Origin of the sequence: Archangium sp. Cb G35, assembly GCF_001896145.1 — a bacterium.
Classification (GTDB): domain Bacteria; phylum Myxococcota; class Myxococcia; order Myxococcales; family Myxococcaceae; genus Archangium; species Archangium violaceum.
The window spans coordinates 94,047-108,536 of sequence record NZ_MPOI01000019.1 but is presented as its reverse complement, the minus strand read 5'-3'; the positions used below and the strand labels follow the sequence as shown (position 1 = coordinate 108,536).

The 14,490-nt window shown below is 68.7% G+C and carries 9 protein-coding genes; 7 read left to right on the top strand and 2 right to left on the bottom strand.

Annotated features, from left to right (window positions below; translation table 11 throughout):
• Nucleotides 1-9 precede the first annotated feature (9 nt).
• The 5 genes from BO221_RS45115 (at nt 10) to BO221_RS45095 (ending at nt 8,051) form a co-directional block, all read left to right on the top strand.
• Nucleotides 10-1,989 carry a LysM peptidoglycan-binding domain-containing protein gene (locus BO221_RS45115; protein ID WP_073567127.1) on the top strand — a complete coding sequence of 660 codons (1,980 nt, stop codon included), beginning with the start codon at nt 10-12 and terminating at the stop codon, nt 1,987-1,989.
• A 217-nt stretch (nt 1,990-2,206) separates the two neighbouring features.
• A complete protein-coding gene (locus BO221_RS45110; protein WP_143196056.1) occupies nt 2,207-4,474 on the top strand; it encodes a peptidase domain-containing ABC transporter in 2,268 nt (755 codons plus the stop codon).
• The gene (locus BO221_RS45105; RefSeq protein ID WP_233166550.1) at nt 4,452-5,831 is read left to right on the top strand and encodes an HlyD family secretion protein; all 1,380 of its coding nucleotides are present in this window, start codon (nt 4,452-4,454) and stop codon (nt 5,829-5,831) included. Before BO221_RS45110 ends, BO221_RS45105 begins: the two co-directional genes overlap by 23 nt.
• Nucleotides 5,828-7,261, top strand: a complete 1,434-nt coding sequence (locus BO221_RS45100) for a TolC family protein (protein ID WP_073567124.1) — start codon at nt 5,828-5,830, stop codon at nt 7,259-7,261. The genes BO221_RS45105 and BO221_RS45100 overlap by 4 nt, the downstream gene beginning before the upstream one ends.
• Nucleotides 7,262-7,289: 28 nt before the next feature.
• Nucleotides 7,290-8,051: a thioesterase II family protein gene (locus tag BO221_RS45095; protein ID WP_073567123.1), complete on the top strand. Its 762-nt coding sequence runs from the start codon at nt 7,290-7,292 to the stop codon at nt 8,049-8,051.
• On the opposite strand, the gene BO221_RS45090 is transcribed toward BO221_RS45095, so the two are convergent.
• Nucleotides 8,048-8,833, bottom strand: a complete 786-nt coding sequence (locus tag BO221_RS45090; protein ID WP_073567122.1) for a 4'-phosphopantetheinyl transferase superfamily protein — start codon at nt 8,831-8,833, stop codon at nt 8,048-8,050. The genes BO221_RS45095 and BO221_RS45090 overlap by 4 nt on opposite strands.
• 79 nt (nt 8,834-8,912) lie before the next feature.
• A complete protein-coding gene (locus BO221_RS45085; RefSeq protein WP_233166549.1) occupies nt 8,913-11,579 on the bottom strand; it encodes a galactose oxidase-like domain-containing protein in 2,667 nt (888 codons plus the stop codon).
• Between the two features lie 388 nt (nt 11,580-11,967).
• Between BO221_RS45085 and BO221_RS45080 the strand changes: the two genes are divergently transcribed.
• On the top strand, nt 11,968-13,239 hold the full coding sequence (locus BO221_RS45080; protein WP_073567121.1) for a glycosyltransferase family 2 protein: 1,272 nt from the start codon (nt 11,968-11,970) through the stop codon (nt 13,237-13,239).
• On the top strand, nt 13,236-14,321 hold the full coding sequence (locus BO221_RS45075; RefSeq protein WP_073567120.1) for a hypothetical protein: 1,086 nt from the start codon (nt 13,236-13,238) through the stop codon (nt 14,319-14,321). The genes BO221_RS45080 and BO221_RS45075 overlap by 4 nt, the downstream gene beginning before the upstream one ends.
• Nucleotides 14,322-14,490 lie beyond the last annotated feature (169 nt).

Below are 14,490 nucleotides of genomic sequence, written 5' to 3'. Positions count from 1 at the left end.
GGAGGGTTCATGGCGAGCATCGAGTACCGGATCCAGTCAGGCGACACGCTGTCGGGGATAGCCAGGCGGTACAACGTGACGGTGGAGGTGCTCACCCGGCTCAACGGCATCAGTGACGTCAATCGAATCTGGGCCGGGCAGGTGCTGACGATTCCCCGGGAAAAATCCACGCCTCGTCCGCCAACGCCACCGGCAACGCCACGGACACACCGGGTCCTCGCGGGCGAGACGCTGTCCGAAATCTGCCAGCGTTACCAGGTCAGCCTGAACGAGGTGGTGCAGGCCAATGGAATCAGCAACCCCAACTCCATCGTTGTCGGCGTGGTGCTGCAGATTCCGCCAGCCGAGCCGGCGCCGGCCTCCAGCCACAGTCCCCCGCTGAAGCCGCCCGAGAAGAAGCCGGTCCCTCCTGCTCCGCAGAAGCCCACCCAGCCGCAGAAGCCCACCCAGCCGCAGAAGCCCACCCAGCCGCAGAAGCCGTCAGAGGGGGAAATCGCCGCTGTTGCTCCGCCAGAGGTATGGCGTCACCTCGAGAATCGCGAGGGGAAGCTGGAGGAGCATCAGAAGGTTTATGTGGATACGGAGGGCCATGCCACGGCGGGCATGGGGCACAAGCTCACCGCCAGCGAGCGCTCCCGGTACAAGAAGAATGACACGGTCCCCATGCCTGTCCTCAAGACCTGGGCGCAGGCCGATGTCGCCAAGGCGTATGAGGCCGCCGCCGCTCAAGCCAGGATGGCGAAATTCGCGAATCAGGGACTCGTCAACGCGCTGACCCACGTCAATTTCCAACTCGGAACAGCGTGGTACCTGGAGCACAAGAAGACGTGGGCCTATATCGTGGCCCACAAGTGGGAACAGGCCGCCACCGAAGCGGCGGATAGCAGTTGGCACAAGCAGACTCCCAAGCGGGTCAGCGACTTCCAGGCCGCGTTGAGGGCCCTGAATGGCGTCCCCAGCCAGCCTGCCGGCGGCGGAGCCGGCAAGCCGCCCTCCCCCAACAAAGGGCCCGATCTCCAGAAGATCGTCCGCAATGTCCACGACGCCATGGATGGCCTGGGGACGGATGAGGAGGCGGTCTACACGCACCTGGCCATGCTGAAGCACGACCCGGCCCTCATCGCCGAGTTCAAGCGCCTCTACAAAGCCACCTACCGCGTGGATGTCACCGAAGACATCAAGGAGGACTTCTCCAACCAGTGGGGGAATGAGCTGAATCGAGTGCTCAGCTATCTCGAACCGAAATCGAGCAACCCCCCGAAGACGCCTCCGCCCAAGCCGGCGCCCGGAGGGAGCACGAGCGGCAATGCGGTGGCACTCAAGAAGCTCGGAGACAGCGTCAGGGCAAGCAAAAGGTTGACGTTGTCGAACAAGGGCAATTGCGCTCGTGGCGTTTGCGAGCTGATGGGGCGAGCTGGCTATCTCTACGAAAAGAAACGGCCCTACGTCGAGACGGGAATCGTTGGCGGTCACGTCTACGACTACAGCGTTGGCAAGTGGATCCCATCGACAGACGAGTGCGTATGGGTCATGAACACCAAGCTCCTGGACGGGAAGAAGCTCAAGAAAGGCGCCAAGGTCTCGACGGGCCCGGCGTCGATATGCGCCAGGTTCATGAGCCACACGTTGAAGATGTTCAAGTTCGTGGACTGCACGGGGCTCGTGCCAGGGAACGGCTGGCGAGGGAAGGCGCCTGCCGAGAGCGTGAAGAAACTGAGTGCCCTGCCTGATGGGGCCATCGTCGTCTTCGGACCGGCGCTCTATCGCAGCATGCAGACCACGGATGGGAAGTCCTACACCGTGGGAGGACATGGCCACGCAGGTCATATCGGGGTCCTCGTGCACGAGGACAAGAAGGTGTTGCTGGTCGCGGATGGCACGGCCGACGTCGAGACCTGCCTCTCGAGTTATGAGTGGGCCATTGGTTTCGTTCCCACCACCGAGCCGCTGTCACTGACCAAGAAGGATCGTCCTGCCCGATCACTCTGAGAACTGCCGGTTTGCCTGCTGCGTTGCAACTCTCGTTCATCGGACCCGTCTGGATTTACCGACACCTGTCTGGATCCGCCGACAAACACATCCATCGATTTAACCGAAGGTTCCGTACCAGTTTATCTGTTTTTCATCGAGCCTCTCCGTCCACATACATGAGCGCGCTTCAGGCAACCCCGCCCGGAGCCGATGCCGCGACCGGCATTCCACAATCATGTACGACCGCGACCTCGACGCCTCTTCCAAGACGCCGCCTGGCCCTCCCGTAGCTTCCCCTCCCGCACACCGCGAAGCACCCGCCGTGGAGCTGCTCGAGCCACTGCTCAGCGGGCTTGCGCACACCGCCGGCCTCGAGCCGGACACCAGCACCACGCAGGCCTCGCTCCTGGATGCCTCGCGCCAGTACGCCGGCCCCCTCTCCGACTCCTGGAGCCCACTCCTCCAGCACGCGGGGCAGGCACTCGGCCTCACCCTCTCCTGCCTGCGGCGTTCACCCGAGGACGTCCTCCGCCAGGGCAGCCTCCAGGGGCCGCTCGGCACTGTGTGCTTTTCGGAACAGGGCGCCTCCTGGTTGCTGATCGCCGAGTGGGCGCCCGAGCGTGTACTCGTGCACTCCAGCCTTCTTCCCCAGGGCCAGACGTGGATGATCCGAGAGGAGCTCTCACGCCTGCTTGCTCCCTGGGCTGCACAGCCCCTCACCTGGGTGCTCGCCGAGGAGTCCGAGCCCGTCCACGCCCTGCGTGCCGTGGAAGCGTCTCCTCACGAGCCCCTCACGCCCTTCGCCCGGCTGCGTGCCCTGGTGCACCTGGAGGCCGCGGACGTGCGGGCCGTGGTCATGTACGCGGTGGGCGTCGGCCTCTTCGCCCTCACCACGCCCATCGCCGTCCAGTCGCTCGTCAACACCGTGGCCTTCGGCGCCCTGCTCCAGCCGCTGGTGGTGCTGAGCATCCTGCTGCTCGGTGGCCTGGTGTTCGCCGGCGCTCTCCGCGCCATGCAGAACTGGGTGGTGGAGATCCTCCAGCAGCGCATGTTCATCCGCGTCGTCAGCGATCTCAGTCACCGGCTGCCCCGCGTCCAGGCACGGGCCTTCGACCGCGCCCACGGGCCCGAGCTCGCCAACCGCTTCTTCGACGTGGTCACCGTCCAGAAGGCCAGCTCGACGCTGCTGCTCGAGGGCCTCTCCGTGGTGCTCCAGGCCAGCATCGGCTTGCTGATGCTCGCCTTCTACCACCCGCTGCTGCTGGCCTTCGACTTCTTCCTCCTGCTGGCCCTCATCGGCATCATCTTCGGTTACGGACGCGCGGCCGCCTCCGCGGGCATCAAGGAGTCCAAGGCCAAGTACGCCGTGGCCGCCTGGCTCCAGGAGCTGGCGCGTCACCCCATCGCCTTCCGTCAGAGCGGCGGCACGGCCCACGCCATGCGGCGCTCCGATGAGCTCGCCCGCGACTACCTCGGCGCCCGGCGCAAGCACTTCAAGTACCTCTTCCGGCAGATCCTCGGGGCGCTCGGCCTCCAGGCCGTGGCCAGCGCGCTGCTGCTCGGGCTCGGTGGCTGGCTCGTCATCAACCGCCAGCTCTCCCTGGGCCAGCTCGTCGCCGCCGAGCTCATCGTCACCGCGGTGGTGGCCGCCATCGCCAAGTTCGGCAAGCACCTGGAGGCCTACTACGATCTGCTCGCGGCCATGGACAAGCTCGGCCAGCTCGTGGACCTGCCCCTCGAGGAGGACACCGGCGAGAGCGTCCCGCCGCGCCCCGGGCCCGCGTCACTGAAGCTGGACGGCCTGGAGTTCCACTACCGCGAGGACGCCCCCGTGCTGCGCGGCGCCAGCCTCGAGGTGCGGGCCGGAGACAAGGTGGCCATCACCGGAGCCACCGCTGGCGGCAAGAGCACCCTCGTGGATCTGCTCTACGGCCTGCGTGCTCCCTCGAAGGGCCGCATCCTGCTCGATGGCCTCGACATGCGGGATCTCTCGCTCGCCTCGCTGCGCCGCGACGTGTCCATCGTCAAGGCGCCGGAGATCTTCGCTGGCACGCTCGTGGACAACGTCCGCCTGGGCCAGCCGGATCTGCCACTGAGCGAGGTGCGCCGGGCGCTGGAGGCCGTGGGCCTGGGAGAGCTGCTCACCCGGCTCCCCGAGGGCCTCCACACCGAGCTCACCACCGGAGGCCTGCCCCTGTCCTCGGGCCAGGTGGCGCAGCTCCACCTCGCGCGCGCCCTGGTGCTGCGCCCGCGCCTGCTCGTCATCGACGAGGTGCTGGACATGCTCGATTCACGGGCGCGCGACCACGTGCTGAAGACGCTGCTGGCTCCGGACGCGCCCTGGACCCTGCTCCTCATCACCCGCGCCCCCGAGCTGCTCGGCCGCTGCACGCGTGCCTACGAGCTGCTCGACGGACAACTGAACCCACTCGGCTCCGAGCCGCTGGCAGCCACCCCTTCCTGGATCCGGACCCTCGACCATGACGATGCCCACTTCCCGTAACAACGGCACCGCCGCCGAGCTCCCCGCCATGCGTCTCGTGCGGCACTCGACCCGGATGGCGCGCACGGTGGCCCGGCTCCTGATGCTCGCCCTGCTGCTCGCCGTGATCGGGCTGCTGGTGGCCCCCTGGCGGCAGAACGTCACCGGCCAGGGCCGAGTCATCGCCTACGCGCCGCTGGAGCGCCAGCAGTCCATCCAGGCTCCCATCGCCGGGCGCATCATCTCCTGGTCCGTCCAGGAGGGCTCCCGCGTGAAGGAGGGAGAGCTGCTCGTCGAGCTGTCCGACAACGACACGGACCTGATGTCCCGCCTGCGGGAGCAGCGCACCGCCATCGAGGCCCGCATCAACGCCGCCCAGAGCCAGATGATGGCCTACGAGTCCCGCGTGGATGCCCTGCGCGCCTCGCGCTCGGCGAGCATCGACGCGGCCGGCTCGCGCGTGCGCATGGTGCAGGAGCGCATCCGCGCCGCCGAGCAGTCGCTCGCCGCGGCCGAGGTGGCCCGCGAGACGGCCCGGCTCAACCTGGAGCGTCAGAAGGCCATGCACCATGACGGCCTGACCGCCACCCGCAGCCTGGAGCTGGCCCAGCTCGAGCACACCAAGGCGTCCACCGATGCCGAGAGCGCCCGCGCCAGCCTCAACGCCGCCCGCAGCGAGCTCGGGGCGCTCAGCTCCGACCGCCAGCGCGTCCAGACGGATGGCGAGGCCCTCATCAACGACGGCCTCGCCAAATACGAGTACGCCAAGGCCGATCTGGCCAAGGAGCGCATCGAGCTGGCGAAGCTGGAGAGCACCATGGCCCGGCAGTCCACCCAGCAGGTGCGAGCGCCTCGCGCCGGAACCATCCTGCGGCTGGTGGCCCGGCAGGGCGCCGAGGTGGTCAAGGCGGGCGACCCCCTCGCCATCCTGGTGCCCGACACCCAGTCGAGCGCCGTGGAGCTCTACGTGCACGGCAACGATGCCCCGCTCATCTCCCCGGGCCGTCACGTGCGCCTCCAGTTCGAGGGCTGGCCCGCCGTCCAGTTCGCCGGCTGGCCCTCGGTGGCCGTGGGCACCTTCGGGGGCACCGTGTCCTTTGTCGACGCGGCCGATGACGGGCGCGGCAGGTTCCGCATCGTCGTGGTGCCCGACAAGGGCGAGGAGTGGCCCGCCAACCGCTTCCTCCGCCAGGGCGTGCGCGCCAACGGGTGGATCCTCCTCGACGAGGTCAGCCTCGGCTACGAGATGTGGCGCCAGTTCAACGGCTTCCCCCCTGCCATCTCCTCGTCCGAGCCGGGCTGGACGGACAAGGAGAAGTCCGGCGGCAAGCCGGCGGATGACCAGGGCAAGGACGACGCCTCGGAGAACAAGTCATGAGCCCGCGCCGTCCGCACGCCACCCTCCTGGTCCTGCTGCTGGCGGTGCTGGGCACGGCGCCGCGCGCGCACGCCCGTGGCGAGGCCCCGCTCACCCTCGAGGAGGTGCTCGACTCCGTGCGCCAGCAGCACCCGGGCATGGAGGCCGCGCGCCAGGGGGTGGCCACCGCCGAGGCCGAGTTGCTGTCCGCGCAGGGCGGCTTCGACACGCTCCTGAAGGCCCGGGGCGTGTACGTGCCCTTCAGCTACTACCCCAGCGAGCGCCTGGACGCGGTCATCGAGCAGCCCACCCCGCTGGGCGGAACGCGCCTGTTCGCCGGCTACCGTCTGGGACAGGGCAAGTTCCCCCCCTACTACGGCGAGTACGAGACGCTCAGTGGTGGCGAGCTGCGCGCGGGCGTGGAGATCCCCCTCTGGCGCAACCGCTCCATCGACAAGCGCCGGGCGGACGTCGCCAAGGCGCGCCTGCGGCTCGACATCGCCGGCTTCACGCTCGCGGGCGAGCAGCTCGGACTACAGCGCGAGGCGGCCTATCACTATTGGGACTGGGTGGCCGCGGGCCAGCAGCTCGCCATCGCCGAGGCCCAGTACTCGCTGGCCGTCACCCGCCACGAGCAGCTCGCCCGCCGGGTGGCCCAGGGAGACATCCCCCAGCTCGAGCACACCGAGAACGAGCGGGCCCTGCTGGAGCGCGAGGCGGAGCGGGTCGCCGCCCGGCGCAAGCTCGATCAGACGGCCCTGAAGCTCTCGCTCTACCTGCGCGACGGCGAGGGCAGGCCGGTGCGCGTGTCCACCTCGCGTCTGCCCGAGGGCCTGCCCATGCCCGACGATGCCTTCGAGGCCGAGCTGGACGCGTGGCTGGCGAAGGCCCTGCGGCAACGGCCCGAGCTGCGCGAGCTGGCGCTCCAGGGTGAGGTGGTCCAGCTCGACGCGGAGCTGGCCCGCAACCAGACGGCCCCGGCGGTGGATCTCGGCGTTGCCGTGCTCCGCGATTTCGGCAGGGGCCCCGAGAGCCTGCGGCCAACCGAGCTCCAGGCCTCGCTGATGCTCGACATCCCCCTCCAGGCCCGGGGGGCGCGCGGACAGGCGCGGGCCGCCGAGGCGAAACGGGCCGCGGTGGACGCGAAGGCCCGGTTGACCCAGGACAAGGTCGTCACCGAGGTGCGTGACACCCTCGCGGCCCTGCACGCCGCCCACGAGCGGGTGGGCCTGGCGAAGAGCGCCGCGGACGTGGCACGCCGCCTGGCCCGGGCCGAGCTGGCGCGCTTCGAGCACGGCGCCACCAGCCTGCTCTTCGTCAACCTGCGCGAGCAGACCGCCGCCGATGCCGAGCTCAAGGAGATCAAGGCCCTGGTCGACTACCACCGCGCGGTGGTGGATCTCCTCGCCGCCACGGCCGCGCTCGAGCCGGGCAGGCTTGACGCTCTGTGAACGAAGCGACACAGTGCCTTCCTGTCCCATGCGTCCCGCGGCCCCTACGAATCCCTGGTTCCCGACCCGTCAACCCAACCCCAACGCGCGCCTGCGGGTGTTCTGCTTCCCCTTCGCCGGAGGCGGCGCTTCCGTCTACAACGGCTGGGGCGCGGCACTCCCCGCCGGGGTCGAGCTCGTCTCCGTGCAGCTTCCTGGCCGTGAGCGGCGCATCATGGAGAAGCCCTTCCGGGACATCCCCCCGCTCCTGGACGCGCTGGAGCCGGCGCTGGCTCCTCTGCTGGACAAGCCCTTCGTCTTCTTCGGCTACAGCATGGGCACGCGGGTGGCCCTGGCGCTCACGCAGCGCTGGCAGTCCCGTGGCGCTCCCCTGCCCCTCGGCATGGTGATGGCCGCCGCTGGCGCCCCCCATCGCGCGAGGGAGTCCCGCGACGAGCTCAATGACGCGGCCTTCATCGAGCTGCTCCGCAAGTACGAGGGCACTCCCGCCGAGGTCTTCGCCCACAAGGAGCTGCTGGAGATGGTGCTGCCGATGCTGCGCGCCGACTTCGCCCTCGCCGACTCGGTGCTCCCCGCACTGCCGGTGCGCTGCCCCATCACCGCCTTCGGCTCGCACACGGACGCACATGTCCCCATGGGGGAGCTCGAGCGTTGGAGCGAGCTGACCACCAGCGACTTCCGCGCGCGCCACTTCCCCGGCACGCACTTCTTCCTGCGCACCGCCCGGGAGCAGTTGCTGGCGGCCCTGCGCGAGGAGCTCGTCCGCTGGTGCCCCGAGGTGGGTCCCTAGCGGGCCGGGACGAGCCACGGCGGCCCATCCCCCGCCAGCGGCACGGTCCGCTGGCAGCGCACCGTCAGCGGCAGTCCCCGGGTCCGGCGCACCGCCACCGCCGCCGGGTGCTCCGGCGCCAGCTGCAGCTGCACGAACTGCCACGTCTCCGGGTCATCCACCAGCCGTGGGTCGAACGAGATGCGCGGCGGCTGCCCGGCCTCCAGGTGGAAGGCGAACTGATCCAACGGCAGGCTCAGCCCCGCGCCCCGGGCCTTGATGTAGGACTCCTTCAGGGTCCAATAGTCGAAGAAGCGCTCGCGCTGACGCTCGGCCGGGAGGGAGCGCAGGGCATGCACCTCGGAGCGGGCGAAGAAGGAGTCCGCCAGCTCCACCGTCTGACCCGGGCGGCCGGAGAACTCCACGTCGGCGCCCACGTCCGTGTCGAGCGCCACCGCGCACACCGCCATGCCGTCCGTGTGCGAGAGGTTGAAGCGCAGGCGGGGCAGCCCGTCCCCGGTGATTTCGGGACGCCCGTAGGCGTTGACGGAGAAGCGCCAGGCCTCGGGCGGCACCGGCGCGTAGCGCGACAGGGTGACGCGCACCAGCGCATGGGACACGAGGAATTGCAGCTTGTGCTTGTCGAAGCGGAAGCGCGAGTGCCGCTCCCGCTCCTCCGCGTTGATCATCGCGAGGTAGGCGGTGAGCAGCCGGGGCTCGGAGACACGCTCCGGCTCCACCACCCACAGGTGGACCTCATCGGGACGAAGGGAGAGGGGCGGCTCGGTGGGGAGGCTCGGCATGGTGGGCAGTCCAGCCCCCACCCCTATCGCGTCACGGGCGGGCGCGCCAGCCCGGGGAGCGGGCGCGCCGCCTGTCCGCTCACGGTCTCGGGACGACGCCGAGCTGCAGCTCGAGGTCGAACGTCAGATCCGGCGACGTCGCCCCCGTCTGCTTCACCACCACGGCGATGGTGTTCTCCCCCGGGACGAACACCCCCGTGGGGAGGGTGCCGGAGGCGAGCTCGTTCTCCGCTCCGGCGCTCGCGTACTTGTCGTGGGCCACGCCCTTGTCCACGTTCCGGCCGAACACCTGCGTCCCATTGACGAACACCGCGATGCCATCGTCGAAGAGGACGCGCAGGTTGGCCTGGGTGACGGTACCGTTCACGGTGATCTTCTTGCGGAAGTAGACGCTCGACTGGGAGGGCGTGGTGCGGTTGATCACGGTGACCTCGTCACCATCGCCGTAGCCGAGCTGGGCGGCGCCCGAGGGCCAGGCCGTGTCATCGAAGCCCGCGGTGCCCCAGGCCGCGCCGGGATCCACGCCGGTGTCCAGGTACTTCCACGTGGACCGGAACGGGATGGCCATGACACTCACCTGCCGGCTGATGGTGAAGGGCGCGTTGCTCACGTCCGACAGGGGGGTGGTGCCACCCACGCGGGACACGCGCACCAGGGCCTGGCTGGTGTTCAGCTCCGGGACCGTCCAGGCATACAGGCCGGTGTTGGGCACGCCGAAGGCGATGGGAGTCCAGCTCGCGGCGCCATCCGCGGACAGCGCGAGGTCCACGCTGGGCACGTTGCCGGTGCTGGACCAGGTGATGGGCATGGAGGTGCCCGGCTGGAGCACCTCGCCACCATTGGGCGAGGAGACCGCCAGCGTGTCCGGTACCGGCCCGGACAGCTGCGCCACCGCCAGCGAGAGCGCGAAGGTCAAGTCATCCGAGTTGAGGGACACCTGTTTCACCATCGCGGTGATCACGTTCTCGCCGATGCGGAACGGGTTGGAAGCCAGCGAGAGCTGGGCACGCTCGTACGCATTCGTCGCCGAGCCGGTGGCGGTGACGCCAAAGGCCATCCCGTTGCCCATGTTGCGGGAGAACACCTGTACGCCGTTGATCCACACGGCGATGGCATCGTCGTACAGCACCTCGAGGTTCGCCTCGGTGACGATGTTCTCCAGGGTGATCTTCTTGCGGAAGTACACCGTGGGAGAGCCCGGGGTGAGCACCGTGCCCTCGTCATCGTCCCCGTAGCCGAGCTGGCCCGGGCCCGACTTCCAGGCCGAGTCATCGAAGTCCCGGGCGAGCCAGGCGGTGCCCTGATCGACGCCCCGGTCGTCGTACTTCCACGTGTCGCTGAAGACGATCTTCTTCTTGGCGGCCGGCTCCACGACGCCCACCTTGACGATGCGCCCCACCGAGGGCACGCCGCGCCCATCCACGAGGAAGAGCATGTAGTAGCCCGGAGGCGCGGCCAGATTGTTCACGGGCGCGGTCACCTGGAGCCCCCCGCTGGCCTGGGTGAAGGACAGCTTGAGGAAGCGCTGGTGCTGATCGAAGGCGTGTGTCACCGAGCCGAGCGCCAGCATCGTCACCTTGGCCACCCGGGCCGCATCCGCGGTCTGGAGGAGGAATTGGGTCCCCGGGGTGATGACGGCGGGCGTCTCCTGGATGATGGGGCGCGGGCCGTCCTGCTTGAGGTACGGGGGCGAGAAGATCTCCGTGGTGCGGCGGTTGCGGCCACCTCCGGTCAGCACGCGCCCGTCCGGCAGCAGCAGGGCCGCCGAGTGGTAGCCCCGGTAGTCCACGGCGGGGGCGAGCTTCGTCCACGTATTGGTGTCGGGATCGTAGAGCTCGGGCACCTTGACGGGCAGGCTGTCGTCATCGAAGTCCCCGCCACTGCTGCCGCCCGTCACCAGCACCTTGCCATCCGGCAGCAGGGTGGCGTTGAGCTGGCGCCGGGGCCAGGCCATGGGGGCTCGTGTCACCCAGGTGGGCGAGGGCTGCGAGAGATCGATCTCCTCCACGGTGGCGGTGGCGGGCGAGCCGCCTCCGATGATGAGCACCTTGGAGCCGATCATCACCGCGGCGCCGTAGGTCCGGCCGTTGTACACGCTGCTCGGGCCGTCGAACCAGGTACCGGTCCCCTCGGGGTCCAACCAGCGCGAGCGGCGCCAGGGGCCCGCGAAGAACAGCTTGCCATTGGGCGCCAGGAACATGCGCGGGTAGTAGGGCAGATCCTGGATGGCGGTCGTGAGATCGCGCCACCTGCCCGTCTTGGCCTCCCACACCTGCGGCAACGGGTTGTTGGAGCCCGCCGAGTGGGTCTCGCCCGAGAGCACCACCACGTCACCGTTCTGCAGCGTGGTGTTGGTGGGGTACCACCGGTTGTCGTTCATGTCCTCGGTGCGGCTCCAGGTGAGCGTGAAGGGATCGAAGATGGTCACGTAGGGGTAGCCCACGTGGGACAGCTCGTGCCCGCCCGTCAGCAGCAGGCGCCCATCCGCCAGATAGGAGTGGCCCGAGCAGAAGATGTTGTAGTCGGGCATGGGGAGGTTCGTGAGCGCGCCGGTCGCGGGATCCCACAGCCGCGGTGGCAGCAGCCCCTCATCGAACTCGCCAAAGAACATCACCTTGCCGGTGGGCAGCAGGTGCGCGTGCGTGAACGAGATGGGAAAGGCCGTCATCGGCGACCACTCCCCCGCCACATTTGGATCCGCCGCGTCCGCCACCGGCGGCATCACCGCCAGCAACGTCGCCGCCAACAACAGACCTCTCCCCCAAGCCCTCAAGGCTGCTCGCCCCATCCGTCCCCTCCCCGCCCGCCCCATCAATGGGCTAGTCAACCTAGGACCCACGGGGATGTTGCCAAGTGGTGCCTCGGTCCATACCTCCTGACCGGCGCATGACAGACCTGGGCGTCCATATGTCCTGGCCTCCGACATGGGAGGAGCATGAAAGACACTCCTACTGCCCCATGGGGCAGTTGTGAGCGGTCTGGCACGGGTCGAGTTTCAGGCCGCCCCGAAGCACGGCGCCGCCATGCGCGCGATTCGGGGCCCGAGGGGGGGACAACGGAGCGGGACGAGGCCAGGGGAGAGCGTCAGGGGTGTGTGTGGACGCGCCGGGCTCATCCCGGCGCCGGGTTGAGATATGGAACTGTTCCCCGTTCACTTGTTGGTTCTGGTGGTGATGATGAACCGCTACGTGCTCGGTCCGCTGCTGCGGCGGGTGCGTGGCCGGTGGGTGGATGCCACCGACGACGGCTATCAGCCGACCGTCACCGTGGTCATTCCCCTCTTCAACGAGGGCGAGGGTATCTACCACGCCGTGCGCAGCTTGCTGAAGCAGGACTACCCGCACGACAAGCTGAGCATCTGCGTGGTGGATGATTGCTCCACCGATGACAGCCATGCCTGGGCACTGAAGGCGGCCGAGGGCCACCCCAATGTGAAGGTGATGCGCAACCCCCACAACATGGGCAAGCGCAAGGGCATCGCCCGGGCGGTGCGCGAAGCCACCGCGGAGATCATCGTCTCGGTGGACTCGGACGTGGTGGTGCACTCCAGCGCCGTGCGCGAGCTGGTGCGCCGCTTCGTCAACCCACGCATCGCCGCGGTGGGCGGCCGCACCTACGTGGCCAACCGTCATCAGAACTGGATGACGCGGATGATAGAGATAAAGTTCTACTTCGCCCAGGAGTGGCTCAAGGACCTGGAGCGCAGCTTCCGCTCGGTGCTGTGTCTGTCCGGATGCCTCACCGCGTACCGGCGCCACGTGCTGCTGGAGCTCGATCCAATCCTCGAGGCGCGCAACATCGCCGGCGTCCCCATCAAGTACGGGGAGGACCGCTTCCTCACGCGGCAGATCGTCAAGGCGGGTTACGAGACGGTGTACACCACGGAGGCGTGGTGCCAGACGGCGGCGCCGGCCACGCTGGCGGGCTACTTCTCCCAGCAACTGAGGTGGCGGCGCTCCAACCTGGTGGACATGATCTGTGGGCTGAGCCACGCCTGGAGGCTGCACCCGGTGGTGGGGGTCCACTACGTGTCGCAGTTGGCGCTGCTGCTCTCCTACCCCGTCATCATCGTCCACAACATCATCAACGGGCAGTTCTGGGGCGTGCTGCTGCTGCACATGCTCGTCATGGGAGCCATGGGGGTCATCTACCGCATCCACAAGCGGGACCTGCCCCCGGAGATGCGCGTGCCGGCGCTGTCCTTCCTGCCCATGGGGCTGCTGATGCCCCTCACCTACGCACTCTTCACGCCGCTGGCACTCTTCACGCTGGACTCGGGCAGCTGGGAGACGCGGAGCAAACCGAGCACCGCGCCGGGAGTGCCTCCCGCGAGCGCACCGCCTCCGGATGGCACGGCCGACACCATTGCACCCACCCGGGCCGCGGGAGGGGGCTCGACACCATGAACCAGCGCATCGTCAACAAGCTCAACACGCTCGCCGTCAACGCCTACAAGGCCTTGGGCTCGGTGCTGCTGACCCTCATCCTCGTGGGGCTCGTCTCCTATCTGGGCGTCCAGCTCTTCTTCTTCGTCAACCACTCCTGGCTGGCTCCCACCGTCGTCTCTCCCACCGATCCGCAGATCCTCCAGCTCAACGCYCAACTGGCGCAGCAGGCTGCCTCGCGCGACAAGYTGCTGGCGGACCGGAGAGACCTCGAGGCCCGGCTGGAGCAGGCCGAGCGGCTGGTGGGCATGGAGAAGGACTTCCAGCAGCGCTTCCGGGTGGCMCTGAGCAGCGAGCGCACGGCACGCGCCAAGGCGCTGGGCCGGCTGGCCACGCTGCGCCGGGAGTACCAGCAAGCAGCACAGGAGATTGGCGAGTCCAACCGGGCCTACGCGGGCATGGCGCGCACGCGCACGGAAGCGCTCTACAACGCGCGGCTGGTGGAGCGCGAGGAGCACCTGACGGCCAACCACCAGCTGGCGCAGATGGCGCAGAGCAACCTGTCCTTGGCGGAGGGCTCGGCGGAGCTGCAGACGAAGCTGGAGGCGGTGAAGCGGGAGYTGGACGGCTTCGACGCCTCGCTGGGAGGCAAGAGCACGGGCCTCAACACCGAGGTGCTGTTGCTGGAGCGCGAGTACACGCGCTCGGTGCTGGAGGTAGCGCGGGCCGAGAGCGAGCGCCGKCACCTGACGGAGAGCCTGAAGTCGATGGAGGAGGCGGTGGGGCGCTACGACGCGCTGCTGGCGTCCATCCGGAGCTCGCCRTGGCTGGAGGCCATCGAGCGGGGGCTGACGGTGGGCTTCGTGCCGTACGAGAACCTGGAGAACGCGGGAGCAGGGACGCCGCTGTACCGGTGCGCACTGAAGCTGGTGTGGTGCCAGGAGGCGGGCATGGTGGGCCAGGTGCTGCAGGGAGAAGTGACGGTCAAGCACCCGGTGCGCCAGACGATGCTGCGCGGAGTGATGGTGGAGCTGAAGCTGCGGGACGAGCGCTGGGCTCGGGACGAGCTGCTGCTGCTGGGGCGTCCTCCGCTGCTTCTGTAAGACCGCTCGGCCCCTCCAAGAGCAGCCGCAGGAGCGCATTTCCTCTCGGTCTGAGTGTAGTTCAAGAGCCGCGTATGCTTTGAGTGTCAACGAGCCCGTCTCTCGCCCGCATGCGCGAGAGAGGGTGCCGTCCACTCAAACAAGGCACGCGACCTTTGCGGAAACTCCC

Excerpts from the sequence above, each read along its gene's own strand:
- BO221_RS45115 (WP_073567127.1), top strand. The coding sequence starts at position 10 with ATGGCGAGCATCGAGTACCGGATCCAGTCAGGCGACACGCTGTCGGGG.
- BO221_RS45105 (WP_233166550.1), top strand. The coding sequence starts at position 4,452 with ATGACGATGCCCACTTCCCGTAACAACGGCACCGCCGCCGAGCTCCCC.
- BO221_RS45095 (WP_073567123.1), top strand. The coding sequence starts at position 7,290 with ATGCGTCCCGCGGCCCCTACGAATCCCTGGTTCCCGACCCGTCAACCC.
- BO221_RS45080 (WP_073567121.1), top strand. The coding sequence starts at position 11,968 with ATGGAACTGTTCCCCGTTCACTTGTTGGTTCTGGTGGTGATGATGAAC.
- BO221_RS45100 (WP_073567124.1), top strand. The coding sequence starts at position 5,828 with ATGAGCCCGCGCCGTCCGCACGCCACCCTCCTGGTCCTGCTGCTGGCG.
- BO221_RS45090 (WP_073567122.1), bottom strand. The coding sequence starts at position 8,833 with ATGCCGAGCCTCCCCACCGAGCCGCCCCTCTCCCTTCGTCCCGATGAG.
- BO221_RS45110 (WP_143196056.1), top strand. The coding sequence starts at position 2,207 with ATGTACGACCGCGACCTCGACGCCTCTTCCAAGACGCCGCCTGGCCCT.